The organism is Chthonomonas sp., assembly GCF_035294165.1.
Lineage (GTDB): Bacteria > Armatimonadota > Chthonomonadetes > Chthonomonadales > Chthonomonadaceae > Chthonomonas.
Window position 1 is genome coordinate 83108 of the sequence record NZ_DATGLN010000256.1, and the last position, 17847, is coordinate 100954.

Annotated in this window: 12 protein-coding genes; 2 read left to right on the forward strand and 10 right to left on the reverse strand. The window is 55.5% G+C overall.

What is annotated here, in order from left to right; all coding sequences use genetic code 11:
• Positions 1 to 2 precede the first annotated feature (2 nt).
• From VKV29_RS14620 to VKV29_RS14640, 5 genes are all read right to left on the reverse strand, one after another.
• Entirely contained in the window at positions 3 to 1109 is a 1107-nt protein-coding gene (locus tag VKV29_RS14620) for an ABC transporter permease (protein WP_324202057.1), read from the reverse strand.
• On the reverse strand, positions 1109 to 2686 hold the full coding sequence (locus tag VKV29_RS14625; protein WP_324202058.1) for an ABC transporter ATP-binding protein: 1578 nt from the start codon (positions 2684 to 2686) through the stop codon (positions 1109 to 1111). The genes VKV29_RS14620 and VKV29_RS14625 overlap by 1 nt, the downstream gene beginning before the upstream one ends.
• Positions 2687 to 2688: 2 nt before the next feature.
• Entirely contained in the window at positions 2689 to 3753 is a 1065-nt protein-coding gene (locus VKV29_RS14630; protein WP_324202059.1) for a BMP family protein, read from the reverse strand.
• Between the two features lie 105 nt (positions 3754 to 3858).
• Positions 3859 to 4329, reverse strand: a complete 471-nt coding sequence (locus VKV29_RS14635; RefSeq protein ID WP_324202060.1) for a hypothetical protein — start codon at positions 4327 to 4329, stop codon at positions 3859 to 3861.
• Between the two features lie 82 nt (positions 4330 to 4411).
• A complete protein-coding gene (locus tag VKV29_RS14640) occupies positions 4412 to 5320 on the reverse strand; it encodes a hypothetical protein (protein ID WP_324202061.1) in 909 nt (302 codons plus the stop codon).
• Positions 5321 to 5551: 231 nt separating this feature from the next.
• On the opposite strand from VKV29_RS14640, the gene VKV29_RS14645 reads away from it, so the two are divergent.
• Positions 5552 to 7336, forward strand: coding sequence for a TolC family protein (locus VKV29_RS14645; protein WP_324202062.1), 1785 nt, complete (start codon positions 5552 to 5554; stop codon positions 7334 to 7336).
• Positions 7337 to 7357: 21 nt separating this feature from the next.
• On the opposite strand, the gene VKV29_RS14650 is transcribed toward VKV29_RS14645, so the two are convergent.
• Positions 7358 to 7744, reverse strand: a complete 387-nt coding sequence (locus VKV29_RS14650; protein ID WP_324202063.1) for a DUF423 domain-containing protein — start codon at positions 7742 to 7744, stop codon at positions 7358 to 7360.
• A gap of 151 nt (positions 7745 to 7895) precedes the next feature.
• Between VKV29_RS14650 and VKV29_RS14655 the strand changes: the two genes are divergently transcribed.
• Positions 7896 to 11585: a hypothetical protein gene (locus VKV29_RS14655; RefSeq protein ID WP_324202064.1), complete on the forward strand. Its 3690-nt coding sequence runs from the start codon at positions 7896 to 7898 to the stop codon at positions 11583 to 11585.
• Positions 11586 to 11710: 125 nt separating this feature from the next.
• Here the strand turns inward: VKV29_RS14655 and VKV29_RS14660 are convergent, their stop codons facing one another.
• The 4 genes from VKV29_RS14660 to VKV29_RS14675 are packed head-to-tail and all read right to left on the reverse strand — an operon-like array spanning position 11711 to position 17674.
• On the reverse strand, positions 11711 to 12541 hold the full coding sequence (locus tag VKV29_RS14660) for a DUF1559 domain-containing protein (RefSeq protein WP_324202065.1): 831 nt from the start codon (positions 12539 to 12541) through the stop codon (positions 11711 to 11713).
• An 18-nt stretch (positions 12542 to 12559) separates the two neighbouring features.
• Entirely contained in the window at positions 12560 to 14758 is a 2199-nt protein-coding gene (locus tag VKV29_RS14665) for a transglycosylase domain-containing protein (protein WP_324202066.1), read from the reverse strand.
• 32 nt (positions 14759 to 14790) lie between these two features.
• Positions 14791 to 17058: an O-antigen ligase family protein gene (locus tag VKV29_RS14670; RefSeq protein ID WP_324202067.1), complete on the reverse strand. Its 2268-nt coding sequence runs from the start codon at positions 17056 to 17058 to the stop codon at positions 14791 to 14793.
• 16 nt (positions 17059 to 17074) lie between these two features.
• Positions 17075 to 17674 carry a hypothetical protein gene (locus VKV29_RS14675; RefSeq protein ID WP_324202068.1) on the reverse strand — a complete coding sequence of 200 codons (600 nt, stop codon included), beginning with the start codon at positions 17672 to 17674 and terminating at the stop codon, positions 17075 to 17077.
• Positions 17675 to 17847: the final 173 nt, after the last annotated feature.

Genomic DNA, 17847 nt, shown 5'->3' on the forward strand with positions numbered 1-17847 from the left:
CTCTAATCCTTCAGTTCGGTGGGGTAGCGTTGGCGCCAGGCGTTGACGCCGATAATGGCCAATACAGCAGCTGCTTGTACGATGGCGATGAGGCTGGCAGGCACCTGTAGGGTCTGTTCAGCGTTCACCGAGCCGGCCTCAAGGGCGCCAAAGAAGAGGGCTGAAAGGAGCGTGCCGATGGGGTGTAAACCACCGACTAAGGCCACCGGAATGGCCGTATAGCCCCATCCGGGAGAAAAGTTGGCGCTTAGGCGCTCGCTTGTACCAAGAAGCTGAACGACACCGGCCAGACCGCAGAGGGCACCGGAGAGCGCCATGGCGCGGACACGAGTTTGGTTTACCGATATCCCTGCAGCGCGTGCGGCTTCTGGGTTTTGACCTACAATACGAAGTTGGAAGCCTTGGAGGGTTCGATAGAGATAGAGCCAGACGATGGGCACTGCGAGGAAGGCAAGAAGCACGCCGCTATGGAGCCGTGTTATAATGCCTCCAGACCACGAGGGGGGTAGAATGTGGGCGAAGAGAAGCTTATCGGGCAGCAGGTTGGATTCGGGGTTGCTATGGGAGGATTCTTGAAGCGGCCCCACCACCGCAGCGCCCACGAGATAGAGGGCGATGTAGTTGAGCATAATGGTGCTGATAACCTCCTGCACGTTGCGCCTTACCCTAAGCCAGCCGGCAATGGCCCCCCACAGGGCGCCAACAAGGGTTCCACACACCAGCATGAGAAAGATAAGCAGATTCGGGTTGACCACATGTTGTAGTTGCGCAAGGACGGTTGCGGTAAGCGCCCCCATAAGAAGCTGGCCATCGCCGCCGATGCTGAACATACCAGCTTGCCAGGCCACAACGATGCTCAGTCCGGTGAGCAGAAGCGGGGTGGCTCGCACGAGAGTTTCAGAGATGGCATAGGCAGGCGAGATGGGGCCACCGCCGAGTGCGCCCTGTTGCAACGCAAAGAGCGCTTTGTTGGGAGCAACACCAAAAACGGCAAAAGTTGCGACCAAAAGAATAAGAAAGCCGATGATGTAGAGAAAAGCGATGACAAAGAAGCGCACTAGGAGGGAGAACGGCGTGAGTTTTGCGGGAAGGCGCTTGGCGAGAGACATTAAGGCGTCTCCTTGATAGAGGCGCCACCGAGCAGAAGACCGATTTGGGTGGCGTCGCGTTGGGTGAGGTCTATGGGATGCATTTGATGGTTGGAGAGAATGACCGTGCGGTCGGCCAAAGCAGCCAGTTCGTCGAGATCGGTAGAGATAAGCACGATAGAAGCACCACGTTGTTTTGCATTGAGGAGTTGGGCATGCACGAACTGGGTGGCGTTAATATCGAGACCACGTACCGGGTTGACGGCGACAATCCATTCGGCACGGTGATGCAAAGCACGGGCAACGACGATCTTTTGCTGGTTTCCGCCGGATAGGGCCGAGGCCGGAAGCTTTGCACTGGGGGTTCGAATATCGAACTCGCGAATAAGCGTTTCGGCCAACTCATGTAGTGCGGCACGACGCAGGAAAGGGCCGAAACGATATTTGGCCTCCTTCACCGCTTCAAAGAGAAGGTTCTCTTCTACCGTCATAGTGAGGGCTAGCCCATGGCGTCTTCGGTCTTGCGGGATATAGCCGATGCGAGGATGTTGGCCGGGCTGAAACTCGCCTTCATACCAAAGCAGTCGGCCGGATTTCGGAGTTCGTAACCCCACAATCGTTTCGGCAAGCTCCGTTTGACCGTTACCATCCACACCACCTATGCCGAATATCTCTCCAGGATAGACCTCGAAGGAGATATTTTGCAGAACGCTCTCTCCTTTATCTCCAAGCACGGTAAGATTTTCGGCGCGGAAGGCGGGTGTTTTGGGGAGGGGGCGTGAAACCTGTTTACTTTCCGACAGAGGATGTGCTTTGGGTGCTTCGCCAACCATCCATTGGGCGAGGAGGGTCGGATTGACCTCATGGATAGAGGCAGTGGCGATTTTTTGCCCCCTACGCAGCACGGTAACGCGATCGGCAAGGGCCATCACTTCGGGCAGTTTATGGGTAATGAACACCACCCCTTTCCCGGAATTCCGAAGTGTGCGGAGGACGCGAAAAAGCTCTTCGATCTCTTCACCGATAAGCACGGCGGTGGGTTCATCGAAGATAAGCCATTGTGCGTTGGTCGCCAGTGCTTTCGCGATCTCGATGCGCTGTTGGATGCCTACAGGAAGGTCTTCAACACGAGCGTAAGGATCGAGCTGCCAGCCGAGCGCGGCAGCCTGGTTTAGGGCCGGCTTAGCGGCCTCTTCCGTGCGGTAGCGAAGAGCATGTAGGGGCACGTCGGCATCGAGGGCTAGGTTTTCCTGTACCGTAAAGGCCGGTACAAGGGTAAAGTGTTGATGCACCATCGTGATGCCAAGCCGACGTGCCTCTTTAGGAGAGGCGATGTTAACCGTGGCGTTGTTGATGCGAATGGTTCCCGAATCGGGCTGGGTCATGCCCGAGAGAACGTGCATGAGGGTGGATTTGCCGGCGCCGTTTTCGCCTAGCAGGGCATGGATTTCGCCTGCCTGAAGGTCGAAGTCCACCGCATTCAGCGCGATCGTGGCGCCATAGCGCTTGACGATCTGCTGCATCTGCACTGAGGGGACGGTAGAAGATGGCGCTGCAAGCGGAGTTGTTGATGCCGCGGTGTCACGCGCTAAGTTCATGGCTAATCCGCTTTCGGTATAACGAGGGTTCCATCTATGATCTTTTGTTTGGCCGCATCTATTTTTTGTTTTAGCGCTTCAGGAATCTTAGGCTCTAGTTTAGGGTTATACACGAAGCCGATCACACCGGATTTGAGGCCATAAGGGGTTGCGTTTGGTTTAAAAGTCCCCTCTTTGGCAGCCTGTATAATATTAAGGAAAGCCGGATAGAGATCGATCGGCGCGCTTGCCAGGATCACATCTGGGGCGTTGCCGTTTTGGTCACTATTCGTTCCGAGCGCATAGACGGGGTGGCCGGGCCGATTGCTCTGTTCTACGGCATTGAACACCCCTTGAGCGGCGTTATCGAGGTCTTGGATGATCACATCGGCACCGCGGCCAATGAGGGAGAGAGTGGCCTGTTTCGCCTTGCCAACGTCGTCCCAATCGTTGGTATAGAGGGGTTGGAGGACATTGATCTGAGGGGAGATGGCCTTGGCGCCGAGTGCGTAGGCGGAGAAAACGCTTTTGACCGGGCCGATGGGATCGGCACCGACGGCACCGATGATGCCGCTTTTGCTCATTCCGGCAGCAAGCATCCCTTCGAGATAGGCTCCATCTTCCAGCTTGAAGACGATAGGGGTGACGTTGGGCGCAACCTGACTGCCTGATGAGATAACGAACAGTGTTTTCGGAAATTCGGGTGCAATGCGCAGTGCCGGCTGTTCGTACTCCTCACCATGACCGATAACTACATTGTAGCCCTGGGAGGCGAAGGCGCGAAGGCTTTCTAGTTGGCTATCGGCAGAGGTTGCTTGCTCCTTAAAAGCGATTTGGCTATCGCTAAGCCCGAGCTTTTTAGCCACTGCTTTTAAGGCTTCGTAGGCGCCCTGGTTCCAGCCATGATCGGTCGTTGAACCGGACATAATGAGGGCAACTCGAAAAGGCTGTTGCCCTGAGGGCGCTCCTGGAGAGGCGTTTGTGGGGCCGGAAGTGGTAGTCTGTTGGCGGCCACAACCGATAACCCAGAAAGCGAGCAGAAGAAGAGACGCAAAAGCCGTTTTTCGCAGGGATTTGCCGGAAACCATGTTGCTCTCCACACAGTGATGTTTAGTGTACATTATACGCCAGACGATGCCGTTTTTATGCATTACTAGATGGTGATATGGAAATAACGGAGGAGGAAACCGGACTTAAGAGACAAGATGATTCACAAACAACAGAGGAACCCAATCCGATGTAAGCCGACCCGACCAGATATTATATTGTTTCGATAGGCGGTCTGGTCTTACGAGATAAACGGCTTTGAGAAGAACGGTTCGTGAGTGTTGAGGAGAGGGAAGAGGGAAATGCGTCCATTCGTCGGTAGCGCAGTAGATATCAAAAATCTGTAGCTCGCTAGGGTTTAGAAGGATGGAATCAGGGATATTTTGTTTCCAGTTGGTGGGCTTACGCTTGATAGCAACGATGCCATTCGGTGTCTGCATTTCAAAGGACAAAGCCTCATAGCCCCAAGAGCAGGCCTCGCTCCAAAGGCGAATAGGGTGCTCTGAAATGTTTTCAAGGGCGATATGAAAATGGGACGCACGATCGGTGAGAAAGACCGTACGCGAACCACGCCAACTAGGAACAGCGATAGTTAGGCGGAGGGAAGAACTTTTCATGCTTCTTCCCTCCGGGAGAATGTCCTGATGGATCGAAGGGTAAACCTTTTGGCTGAAAGCATGGTTTTGCTATTCGAGAGATTTATCCTTCAGAGTGTTTTGTGGCCATCGAGCGTCTGCTACGACATCTATGCCACAGAACCACGCTCAATAGAGCGATGGTCAAGCTAAGACCCGCCGAAAGCTCGGGAGTAGATGCCGCGGGGCAGTAGAGTGCGAGGTCTTTTCCAAAAGCCCATTTCCAGCCGCTGAAACCCGAGTTATTCAACGCTTCATCCAGATAGTTTACCGGAGGTGTCTGGGTGACGTCTATCTGCTTTGTAGGGTCAATGCCGTTCCCATTATTATCGTAGCTATTGAAAACCGGATTGCCATTATTATCTCTACCGACCGTCCACTGGTAACCGAAAAGGATGTCGAACTCGTTTTTGATCTTAGGGCCGGTGAACACAAGATAGGTTTGCCAGGTGGTCTTAACGTTCTTCCCATCACAGATGCCTGGGTAGTCGTCTGTCCAACTCATCCCAAGGAACCCGGGGCCGCCGTTGTAGTTTTTATCATGTCTTTGCGCATAGTTAGGATAGGCATAGTTTCCATTATCATCATTCTCGTAGTAGGGTGAGGTGTCGGCTCCTCCATTAGGTTTCTGGTAGTCCCACCCACCGGAAGGAGGGTCTACTGCGACTGCTAGTGGCTTGCCTTTGTACTTTGCCGGACAGTCATCTTGGATGATGATTTGGAACCACCGGAATTGACAACCCATTTTGTCGTCCATGAGGTAGTTGTACTTCTGTTTAAGCAAGAAAGTCCCTGTCTCCTGCCCTGTGTTGGCATTTGCGATTCCCACGGAATAGCTTAAATCTCCGATAACGACCTGTTGATTGTTCAGGGTGGCCGTTACATCGAAGGCGTAGGCCGTTTGTTTTATGGATAAAAGAAAGCCAAGCAAGAAAGCAGAAAGCACTATTTGGTATGTGCGCCTTACAAACATGTTGATTGTCTCCTTTCCACGATGTTAGTAGATAGACGCTCTAGACGGCCAAAACTGTTGCAAAGAGCAGATCATCGCAGAAACCGACTTTGCGTATCGCGACTGCTACGGAGTAACCTCGCCTGTTCAATCGTAAATTGAGCAGAAACTCACCTATTTGAAAATGCTTGCATCCGTTCTCCTGTTTTGACAATCGGAACAGATGCTGGCATGCAGAAGGAGGATACAGATTTGAACACCATACCATGGGTTGGAAAACCGAGTAGACGAAGAAGCGGCCTACTCTCTATCGCGACCTGCCTTTTGGCCGTGCCGCTGGCCACTTATGCGCAGACGCCGCAAGAACAGGCACAAGTGAAACCGTTGCCTGTGCCAACGGGTGTGGTGCCCTTGCCCCAGCAAGCTCCGCCAACAACGCCGTTAGGCCCGGTGCCGAAGCCGGCTCTCCCCCTACCGAAACCCTCCCAACCGCTGATGAACTCCCCAGGCCTCGACGCCTTGCAGAGCTACCTACAGGGAAAGCCGGTAACAATAGACCAGGCGGTGGCCATCGCATTGGGTACAAATCGGGAGTTGGCTCAGGCGGTGGCCGCCCTTCTCACTGCCGAGGGGCGCACAGAGGAGGCGCGCACCGCTTTCAATCCAACGGTGGGAGTAAACGCCCAGATCACGGAATTCAACCGAGGAAACAAGGCGACCTTCGGCGGGGTTACACTGCCGCTACTCTACACATTCAACCCGATTGTGGTTGCACAGGCATCGCTGCCGCTCGACGTTTTTGGCACGCTGAAGGCGGCTAAAACCCAAGCCCAGTTCCAAGAGGTGGCGGCGCGGCTGGAGGTGAATCGCATCCGCAACCAGATCGTTTTTCAGGTAAGAAATGCTTTTTATCAGGTGCTTCAGGCGAGAGCACAGCTGGCCGTTGCTGCCGATACATTGCAAACGACTCTCCTGCGGCTGGATACAGCCCAAAAAAGCTATGCAGCCGGTGTATCACCGCGCTTTGATGTGATTCAATCACAAACCGACGTTGCCGCCGCGCAAGACGCCTACCTTCGCGCCCAGCAGCAGCTGAGCCTAAGCCTTACCAATTTAAAGAACGTGATGGGGCTTTCCATTTCGGCGCCGTTGGAGATAACGGATGCCGGCGCTATAACGACTCCACCAGGGGTGCCTCTCTATACGGCAGCGCCTCAGAACGCCTCATCTACCGCCCCATCGGGAGAGGCGAATGCCGACAGCGGGCAGGGGGTACTTTCACCTACCCAGCAGATGCAGAAGATCGTGCCGGGAGCGGCCACCTTGGCGGAAGAGGGTATTGGTGGGGGCAAGCCGTTGACCGTTGCCGACCCTCTTAACCTTGGGCCGGAGTACCAAAAGCTGGTGCAAGAAGCCCTGCACCAACGGCCGGAGATATTGGAGGCAGAGGCGCAGATGGATGCCGCAAAAGCAGGGTTAACCCTTGCTAACGCCAGCGAACTGCCTACCTTTGGCCTTGGCTTCAGCTATACGCTTAATCCCAACGCAGCCGGCTTTACCTTGTTTAACCAAGCGGCGGTCACGCTCAATGTGAACATCCCCATCTGGGATGGCGGTTTAGCACGTGCGCGAAGAGAGCAGGCTCACGGCCAGTTAGCACAGGCTGAGGTGGCCTATCGAAACGCGGTAGACTTGGTAAGCGCCGATGTGCGGCAAGCCTACATCAACCTTATCCAGGCTCAAGACCGCGTTGCGGTAGCCAATGTGACGCTTGCACAGGCGCAAGAAGCCTACCGTCTAGCCCAGGTGCGCTATAAGGCGGGCGTTTCGCAGCAACAGGGAGTCTCGCCCATCTTGGAGCTGAACACCACCCAAACTTCGCTGACACAGGCCGAGAGCGACCAGGTGGCAGCACTCTACGCCTACAACATCGCCCGCGCCCAGTTGGATGCGGCCCTCGGTCGCGCTGCCTTCGTTGGGCAGGCACCAGGCTATGCCTCTGTTCCCTCTACCAAAGAGGTGCCTCCCTCCAAATAGAGCCTGCCGCGGTAGCCGCGCCTAACTACGCACAAGCGCGGCTACCGCTAAACACAACCAGCCTGCCAGAAAACAGAGACCCCCAAAAGGCGTAATGGCCCCTAAAACTCGGATGCCGGAGATGGCGAGTACGTAGAGACTGCCGGAAAAGAGAACAATACCCACGATGAAAAGCCAACCTGCCAAAGCAAGGTAGCGAGGCGGCTTCATGCGTTCCATAAGAAGAGCCACGCCGAGAAGCGCCAGCGTGTGCGCCATATGGTACTGAACAGCCGTATGATAGACTTCTGTCATCTGTAGGGCGGCCAAATGCGCCTGCAGTCCGTGAGCACCAAAAGCACCTAAGGCCACCGAAAGAAAGCCGCTGAAACCGGCAATCGCGGTAAAAATCCTCCCTAGATTGGACACGGTCTCTCCTTCCACGAAAACGCTTGACTCTATTCTACCTTTTATTAAATGCCGCCCATGGCCGGTAGCGTGTGGCAGGAAAAAGCACGGTGTTTGGCTAACAGAAAGCTACTCTCTAAAACAAGTAGACAGAAGGAGTAGATGACCAATAATGGTCTGTCGTCAGGGTAGCTTAAGTTCCCTTGTTGTGTTGGGGCTTAGTCTGCTAAGTGTCTCTGCCGGTGCCGTTCCCACCATTCAGCAACGGCGTGATGGGCATGTCATCACCATATTGGCTTTGGAACGTTCGGGGCATTATATCGGCTTTGAAGTGCTAGAGGACGGTCGGCAGATCGCCCCCGTTCACTTTAGTTCTGAAGGGCTTATCTTTGCTTCGCACATCGAAGTTCGGCAAACGGGAAGTCTCTCTCGTATGCTTTTTCCTGAGCTGCAGGCCCCGCCCCATAGCGGTCTCGAACTTTCTCACAGTCGCATTGAGGTGGTGTTGAGGGCGGGACATTTTCCAAAAGTGTTTTTCGACCTCACCTTAGCGCATTTCTCCCCTGCCGCATGGCAGCAAAAGGTGGGGAAGCAGCCGTTTCATTTTCTCAAAATCCTCATGCCGAGTGCGCTTCTGTGGCAACATGGCGGATGGCTTAACGCCACACCCCGTGCCGACCTGTTTCCCTTGCTTTTGGATGTACATATAGGCACACCGGAGCTATCGGCCTATCCTTATAACCGCGAATGGTCTACGACCCCTCCCTTTTCAGGGCAGCCGCTCCCGCTGACGGGTTTGTGGGACCCAGACCATGGCCTCTATGTAGCGTGGGATTTTCAGGAGGCACGACTCGCCGACAACTCTGAGCGAGATATCGCATCGGGCTTTTGTAACCGGCTGATCACGCCGACCAATGGGGAAGTGCCACCCACCGACGCCCTTAAAGAGGGGGTTGATGACGACGGGGAGTCCGCTCTTACTCCGTTGGAGCGTCGTGAGCGTCAGGCGGATAGAGTGGGAAAGAGCAAATTTGTGGCGCTGGTCTATCCCTATGGAGGAGTAGGGTACCAGCAGTGTGTTTATCCGACCGATGGCACACACATCGCTTCTTTCGCCGACCTAGTGTTCAGTAGGAACCTTGGCCCTACCACCGATCCAAACTCCTTCAACTGGCACCGATGGTGGAGGAACCCCTTTGTACGGGCAAGGCTGCCGCGAGTTCCCACGACGGTAGACCTCTCCTATATCGGCGCAGCCGGTCACATGCAGACGCCACCGGAGGCACCAGGCGGTAGTCTTTTGGCGGGGCCGGAGGGGAATTTTCAGATTTCGGGAAGCTTGCTGATCAACGGATGGTATTGGCACAACGAGAGCGCCGTGGCGGCGCCGGCTAAACAGGGGGATAGCGCGCGGATAGAGGAGCTTGAACGGGAGGCGGCTATCTTTCTAAAGTACACCAAGCGGTTCACCGTGAACGGAAGGCCCTGTACCTATTGGGAGAAGCCTCTGGTGGGGCGTTGGACAGACCCTTGGGGAGGAAAGCCGGTAACCACAATGCACAATGCTAACGGCTTTGCCGCGGCTCGCCTGCTGCTCGATCTCTACCACTATGAGGGCAAGAAAGCCTATTTACCCTATATTGATGGGGCTTACAACTGGGCGATGCAGATGGTGTGGACTCGTTGTGAGTTTGCCGATGTGCCCTCCTCTCCCTTTGCCATCGGGGCCACACTACCCATCGCCTTCCTGTTGGACTACTATTTCACCTTCAAAAGCGACCCTACCCGCCACGATCGGGCGATTCAGGCGCTGCAATTAGCGCGCTCCTACGTCTATCGGTATATGGTGATGTGGACGGCCGACAGCAGACGGGATGATAGCGTCTCCAGCGCCTTTTTATGGGAGCCGAATTCGGGAAGAGATTGGACGGGGGCGGCCTGCGCCAACGAGGTGTTCTGGGACTTGGATACGCTCGCACAGGTGGCCGTACACACGGGCGATCCCATCTTGATGTGGGCTTTGCAAGGCTCTCTTTCTCGTTGGTATCGGCTCTACCAAGATAACTACCATCCTTCTCTCAATGACTATCTGCCATCCGAGTTCGCCGAAGAGTATGGCTTGGCGCCCGGCAGTCCCTTCTATCCCGGTCATCATGCCCACTACGGCTTCGGCGTGGATTTTGCCTTGATGGACCCGGTGGGCGATACCGTAGTGCGTGTGTTGGCCGGAGAAAAGGCGGCCATGGCCTTTGACCGAGAGAACTCCCAACTCCGGCTCGCACGCTATGTTTGTACGGGAGATGGCGACTTCGCATTTCGTTTAACGGGGCCGCAGTCGGGGCCGTTCGGTGTTACCATCACCTTTCCCTATGGAGATCTCTCTGCAGAGCCTATTGTCGTCCGTGCTCCAAATGGGGAGGAACGTGCTGTGGAGGTTCAACGCGATCCGAAAGCGCTTTGGACGGTGATCGTGCGTGGCGTGTATGTTGGCGATACGGTTATTGTTGGTCGCCCCGATCTGACTCACGCGAAGTCGCTGCCGGTGCTTCCGCCTTTAACGGCTGCCGACAATCCCATCTCTCCGCAGGCTTACGTGCCTTTCGTTCCATTGGCGTTGCCTACCGACACGACTCTGCCGACGAGTTGGAACGATAAGCAGGCCTTCGCCGGCCTATGGGTAGGATTGAAATGGATAGATTGGGTTCCGTTTGTGCGTTCAGAGGGACCTTTGAGAGGCGCATCGCAGCCTGTTCGTTGGTCGCACCCACTTGCCGGGCTTCGGAACGTCTACCTATTGTATATAGCCCTTCCTGAAGGGCAAGATACATCGGTGGCGCCGCAGGTGCTTTTGGAGAACGGCCAACAGGCACAGCCGATCTATACAACCCCTGCGCTTGCTTGGGAGGCATGGCCGCCCGTTATGACGGCTCGGCTGCTATTGGCAGGTTACGAGGTACCAGCAGGACAGCGTGTAGCGAGCATCAATCCAAATGGGAGGACGATTATCGCGGCTATGGGGTTGCCGAGCACGGCAAGCCAAGCGATAGCACGCCGAGTGGCGGGGGCCATGCATCAAGATGTGCTCCGGTGGACGGCCATGCTTCGTTCTGAACAGATTGCAGAATCGATCAAACAACTAGCAGTGCAGGTGCCTGAAGGCGCACTTGCCATCCTTCCCTATACCGAGAACGGAAGCCCTATAGCGAACCTTTTGGACTACGGTGATTTTCGGCCTCGATGTGACCAACTCACGCCAGAGCAGCTTGTGAACCCGCAGGCGTTCAATGCCGAGAAGTACAAGGTTGTTTTTGACCTCGACGGTGAAGACTACCTAGATACGGTACAACAGCCCCATGATGCGGCAGAAGCTCTGCAAAGTTACCTTCAACAAGGCGGAACGCTTGTGCTGCTAACCGGCCAGCCCTATCCTCTTTATTACGCTCAGGCTTCAGAGCAGCCGGCTCACGCCGATCCTTTGCTGCCCCGCCTTGGATTGCCACTCTACAACGCCATTGAGACCATGCCGCAAGATAGACTTGAGGTGCAGGAGATCGAGGGGCAACATGTGCTGAGCGGTTTGCCCCAACGGTTCGCCTATCCAGATGGCGACCCCCGTCTGCGCAGCGTAGATATGGCATCCGTGCCTGCCGGTTCGACTGTGGAGCCGATCTATCGGGTAGTTGGCGCCTCCGGCAAGGACTACGGCGTTGCGGCCGCTCTCGCCACGTTGCCCCCGGGACCGGATGGAAAGCGTGGGCGAATTCTCTACATCTCCGACGTGCTGCTACGTGACGATCAGAATGGCCCTCGCATCCTTGAGGCGGTGTTGAAATGGGTAGTACAGGAGGCAAAAGGCTTGTAACCGGCCGTCTGTGCTCCCGTTATTCAAAACAGACCCAAATAGGGGTAGGCTTTGTGCCTACCCCTACGGCCTATCCGCCGCTCCTTTGTCTATAGCCGGCAACCCTTTTAAGCGAAGTCAACCCGTTAGGGCCACTGGTTATTTTGGCTAAGGCTCCAATAGTTCCCGTTGGTGGCGAGGTCAGAGGTGTGCATGGCTTTGGCGTGCCCGTCGCAGAAGAAGGTGTTGTTGGTGGATTTGGGATCGGGAAGCGAGGGGTTGCCGGAAATGCTTGTGCGCACATAGGCGGCACTATGGCGACCCGCTAGCGTCCACCAAGCTCCATTGGAGCCGGAGGGAATGTTGGAACCGGAGACATCGAAGTAGCTCAGCAGCAGGGCTGCTCCAGGTTGTTTGCCGCTGCAGAGCCAGTCGAAGGTCTCGGAGAGCAGCACCGTGTTAGCCGGAGCCGCTACGGCGGCTAGAGGTGCGGGCAGGTGGGTTCCACTATGCGAGTCGGGACCGCGCCAGTTGACGATATCATCGCTGATGCCGTAGGAGGCGATATAGCCGTTTCCGGCACAATCGGCCAGTTGGGAGTTTTTATCCGGCGTGGTGTCGGGGCAGGTGAAGATGGCCGGTAGGTCGGTGATAAGCGCCTGCCCTAAATGACCGTGACCGATGACGTTTCCCTGAACGTAAGGGCAAACGAGTTGCGGCCAGAACTGGTTGGGGGATACAAAGTTCGGCTGATTGTTAATGTAGACGAGAGTGCTGTAATAGGGACAAAAGACCTCGTCATAGTCTTGTGTGTACATCAGCACGGCTTGGCCTACTTGGCGCACATTCGAGAGGCAGGCTGTAGCCCTCGCGGCCTCGCGCGCTCGAGCAAACACAGGAAAGAGCAACGCAGCCAGTAGTGCGATGATCGCTATGACCACAAGCAGCTCGATGAGGGTGAAAGCTAATCGTTTCATCTTGGTTTTCCTTTCCTATCAGAAACCAGCAGCGCTATTCGGTATGCTGTTGTGCAACATGTAGGGCGGAGGCGTTGGCGCCGGTGGGCGTGGCCCTCGCACCTCACAATGGAAATGGGTTTGATGTTTTGAGGGATTATTTTGCCAATCCAAAACGAGGTCGAAATGGCGTTTGAGCAGTTGCTCCACCTTTAACAGCTTCTGCTTCACAATTGGATTATCGTGATCTTTAACCCAAATTGTTGTCCCATTCGCAAAGACAAAGCCGGCGATATCTATCGCCTGACCATAGGCATGGGCCGAGAGATGTTTTAGATCGTTTCGGATGGTACGGTCGTTATAGACTCCCAGATGATGGATGCCCTCCAACCCCAGTGTTTTATGGGCGGTGAGGAGGAAGGAGGCCAGGTGTTGTTTCAGGCATGGTGCAACGAAGGGGATAGGGGCAGGGGCTTGCGGGTTCACGAAGCTGTAGAAGGCCACGCCTAGCCAGTGTGGCGGAATCGAATCGGTGGCGCCTCTATCGTAGGCATCGCGGTAAGGGCGCACGAGATGGTCTAGCGGCGTTTGGGCGGCCTGCTGGAGCTGAGAGGACGGATAGCGGTTTCCAAAGAAGGCGCCGAGGCGACCGAGCGCGATCTCTTGCCAATGCGCCAACTTATCGAGGGGGATATACTGCACCTCACCGGCGGCAGCCAACCGGGGGTCGGGTTTGGGAGGATGGGGCACAAGACCTGCAAGAAGGGCGCTTTGGGCCAGCGTTAGTTTATCGGGCGTTGTATAGAAGTAGCCCCATGCGGCTTGTGCGATGCCATGATATCCCAGTCCATAGTCAATGGTGTTAAGGTAGAGTTCCAGAATCCTTTGTTTTGGCAGCATTCGGTTCATGAGAAGAGCGATAACTATCTCCTCCAGTTTGCGGGATAGGGTTTTATGCGGCGTGAGAAATAGGTTGCGGGCGAGCTGTTGAGTGATGGTGCTGCCGCCGAGCTTAATCTCGCCGGCACGGATATCTATGCGCATAGCGCGATCGGTGGCATCCCAATCCACTCCGTAGTTTTGGTAGAACGAGCCATCCTCCATGGCGATGGTGGCGTCTTGCATGGCTTGAGAGATGTGGTTAAGCGGCACGTACACGCCGTAGCCCGGCGGCTTTCCATGCCCTTTATAGGGCAGAATGAGGCGATAGGCATGATAGAGAAAGGCGATAAGCCATGCCATACATAGGCCGCTTAGCAGAGCTGTAAAAAGAAGCCACCTGCGGCGTCGGGCACGGATTTTTGCAAGCGTTTCGGCGGAGGGAGCCGGCTTTGGGGAGTGTATGAAGCCGGGCAGGGCTAGAGCGAGGGCTAGCGGCCAAGTGCCGAGGGCCGCATCGGCGGTAAGGAAGGCAGGCCGAATGTCATTCACTGCGAGGAGAGCCAAAAGGGTAGCCGAGGCGCTAGCGGCCAGCCGCGATTCATGGGGATGCGCCTGTGACCCGGGAAAGAGCGCGAGGTGCAGAGCCAGCAGGCCGGCTACCGTCAGTAGGAGGGTGAGACTGATAGTGGCGAAAGGCCCTTGTTCTAGAAGATAGGTACCGGCAAAGGAAGAGGTTGTATTGGTGTCGAGGCCGCTGCCAAAGGGGTCGGCGTGCAGGAGGTGAAGAACCGGATGCGGCAGCACCGTTTGCCAGACCAGCGTAGCAAAACCGGCCATAGAGCAACAAAGCAAAGCCACGCGAAGCCCGGTTGGCGCTTTTTGAAACAGAAGCAGTAGGGCGGTAAGCGTTGGGGCGAGCAACAGGAGGAGGTGTTCGAGGAGGGGAAGCCTGCAGAGCAGGGTAACCACCCCTCCGAAGAGAAGAAATGGCCAGGCAAACTTCCGTGCCTTGGTGTCCCACAGGCTGGCGACGGCAAGCGCTGTGGGCAAGGTCGTCCAAAGCCCCAAATTGGGCCCGCCGTGAAGAAAGAGGCCGATTACGGTAAAAACGTTAAGGGCTACCAACAGACCCATCCAAACTTTGCGAAGGTCGTGCACGGTGAGGAGCAGAGTGAGGCCGGCGAATGCGGCCAACGTGAGGTACCCGGCCAGGCGGTAGGGATAACTATCGGCGGTGGAGAGGAACCAGTCTTTAACAACGCTTTCCGTCCAGAGCAAGTAGAGCAGAGGCAATACAACCGCTCTTACGAAGCTTTGCGCATTTGCGACAGCTTGACTTCGTTCGGGTACAGACATAGAAACTTCAACTTTCGCTATCGAGTGCATGTCTAACTATCTATAACAGATGAAACGGCACCGTTCGTTTCCAAACGAACCGATTCGACATGGTAGCCTTCACGCAAGGTTTCGTCGCCTTGCAGCGCCATCAGGAGGGTCGCTCCGAGTAGTGCAGAGGCGACGGTAAAACCATTGGCTATCAGGGGCGCCTCGAGCTGACCGTTGATCAAGACACCCAGCCACACAGCGGCCAGGCCGGATTTCAGGGGATGCTGTGCTGCCTTCAGCACGCGACTGAAGCCGTAGATGAAGAGACCGAGCAGCAGAAAACCGGCTATGCCCATTTGTGCCAGCCAATCCAACTCCATATTGAAAGACTGGGAGGCGACGGTGTGTATCTCCGGATCGCCCCCAACCGGCGCCCAGAGATGGAGCATTCCCAGCCCCACACCGGTGAGGGGGTGCCGGAGAAATTGGTGCCAAGCAGCGCTCATTAAAAACTGTCGGCCCTGCCACGAGCCTTCGGAGGAGGTTAAGTTCGCATGTCCATGTGTGCGAAGATAGGTTGTAAAAAGCACCAGACCTAGAAGACCACAGGCTGCAACGAGCATATAGGCCCGTTTGGGATATTTCGCAGCGATAACCCAGAGGATGGCGATGGCGGTAGCAAGAATGCCCCACCGGTACAAAGTAAGTAGATCGGTGAGGAAGAGGAGCACGGTGCTTAGCGTCCAAAGCCATGTTTCCCATCGTTTTAAGGCGTGAAGTGCTAAGGCGAGCGCGATGGGCGTGCAGAGCAGCATCACGGTGTGAAGGGCGCCGGGATCGTCGAACGTCCCCGAGCTTCGGATAACGGTGCCAGAGAGAAAATGCTCCCGACCCAAAATACGTAAAGTAATGGCGAGGACGGCCTGCACCGTTCCAAGCCCGGCAAGCAGACGAAAGAGGGTTTGGGGCGAGCCGCAGAGTTTGGCGCAAAGGAGACCAATCGTCATCGCGCTTATTGCCAACGTGCACAGCACGAGCGGCAGCCCCTGCTCCGTGGTGAGGAGCGCGGTGAGGCAGTAGGCCATTAAAAGGGTGCCGGTTGCTCCCCAAAGATACCATCCATCTCGGTGCTTTGAGGTGGGGAGGTACCAGAGCCACGTCAGCGTGGCGGCAGCGATTAGCAATACGAGAGAAAACGAATCGTGGAAGCCCCATCGTAGCGGTTGAAACCGATATTGGAGGGTTAACTTTTCGATGGGGGTGTGGCCCAGCACATCATCGCACAAAAGCCAAGCGGCAAGGGCGATGGCAAAAGAACGAAGAGGCCACCGTTGTCGGAGAGAGGGATGTTGTGTCGTATTCGGCTTATCAGATAAAGCAGAATGCCGAAAGCCCCAAAACGCCAACAGGCAGAGGGCAACCCACACAACCATGCCGCTGACCGCACTGTGTGTATAGGAGCGGTACAAAGAAGAAAGTTTGTGTTGTGCTGCAGACCACTGTTGAGCGAAGGAGCCATTTTCTGGGTAGAAAACGAACTCGGTAGAGGGATCGGTATGCAAATCCATTACCGTCATTCCCGGTTGCAGCAGTTTCTTAAACGAGAGCGAGCAGCCGGATGGGAAGGTCGGCAGGGCTTGAAAGAGCCGATAACGCCGTTGTGCAAGAGGGATCGGATGCTTATTTGGGTCGGTACGGAAAATAGTGAGAACGACCAGTGAGGCCAACCATGCATGTTGGAATGGGATCGGCTTTTGATAGTCCCACTGCTGCAGGGTGTTATCGGGCCCGAAAAGGGTGCATTGGGCGAGGAACGGTTTCTTTTTAAGAAAAACTCCCTCCTCCACACCTCGCAGTGTAAGAGGAGGGGCAAAGCGTTCATTTTCGTTGCAAACGTCTACGCGAACGGCTCGTTGCCAGTGTGCAGACGGGTGCGAGGTCGGAACACCCACCGCATCGGCCGCACGGAGATAGGGAAGGGGGATTCCGGGGAGAGGATAGATGGTGTTTGGGATGGAGGCCAGGCCTGGGGTGATCTGTAACTGGTTTGAGTAGAAAACAAAGCTCTGTTTGCCGTCGTAGGCGAGGGTGATGGTTACGGTGCCGTCGTCGGAACGGTACCATAGGTAACGCCCATCGTAGGCTATGGTGATCACAGAGTGGGGATGATTCCCTTCGGGAGGCGTGCCATGAAGTGGGGTCGCTTGGCAGAGATACTTCAGCAGGAAAGGACTTGGTCTGCTCGGCAGCACTTGGGCATAACCCCTCTGCAGCGGTGCCAGCCAGCAGCTACCAAATAGGAACCATGCCCACCAACTTGCGCTACCCATTGGTTGCCTCGTGCATTTAAGAAGCAGAATAGCCCAGCTCGGCCAGCACACGCTTTGCCTTCGCCCTCACCTTCGCGTTAGGGTTTTTGAGGAGGGGGAGGAGATAGGGAATGGCCCGATGGTCTTTCAATTTTTCCATCAGGTCGAGGGCGGCGTTCGCCTCCATGTAGAGATCATCCTTCCCCATATCGTTGCTGGCTAAAGAAGGGAGCGTGGACTGAAAGATGGTCTCCTCTTGCTTCGGGGTGATCTGCTTAAGGCTTGAGAAGAGAGCAAGGATGGGCAGATGAGCGAGGGGAGGAGCTTGGGAAGGGGCTTTCATGAGCGCGGCAGCCCAGGCGATCTCCTGGTCAGACAGGTGTCCCTGTGTGTTAGCCTTATCTTGGAGTTGAGCCAGTCGGAGGTAGTCATTTTTGCTCATTATGCCCATTTTGGCGAAGTTTTCGGCATCATGTTCTCGAGCGACGGGGTTATCGGATGGGCCACCCGTATTGATAGGTACGCCCGTATGCTCGGTCTCCGCATGGCTTCCATGATTTCGCAATGCAAAATAGACGATGAAGGCAATGCCACAGAGCGCTGCCACAATCAGAGCGATTTCTCTTCGTTTCATCATGTTAGTTGACCTCACTCTCGACTAAATTGCAGATCAGGATACCGCATGGTAAAAACATTATGTACACCACGTTGATAGTGACAGGTGTAACATTCCAGAGTCTGTAGGGAATACTGCATGACAGGTTGTTTTACTGGCTTTCTCTCGTCAAACAGCTCACGAATAGCAGAGAA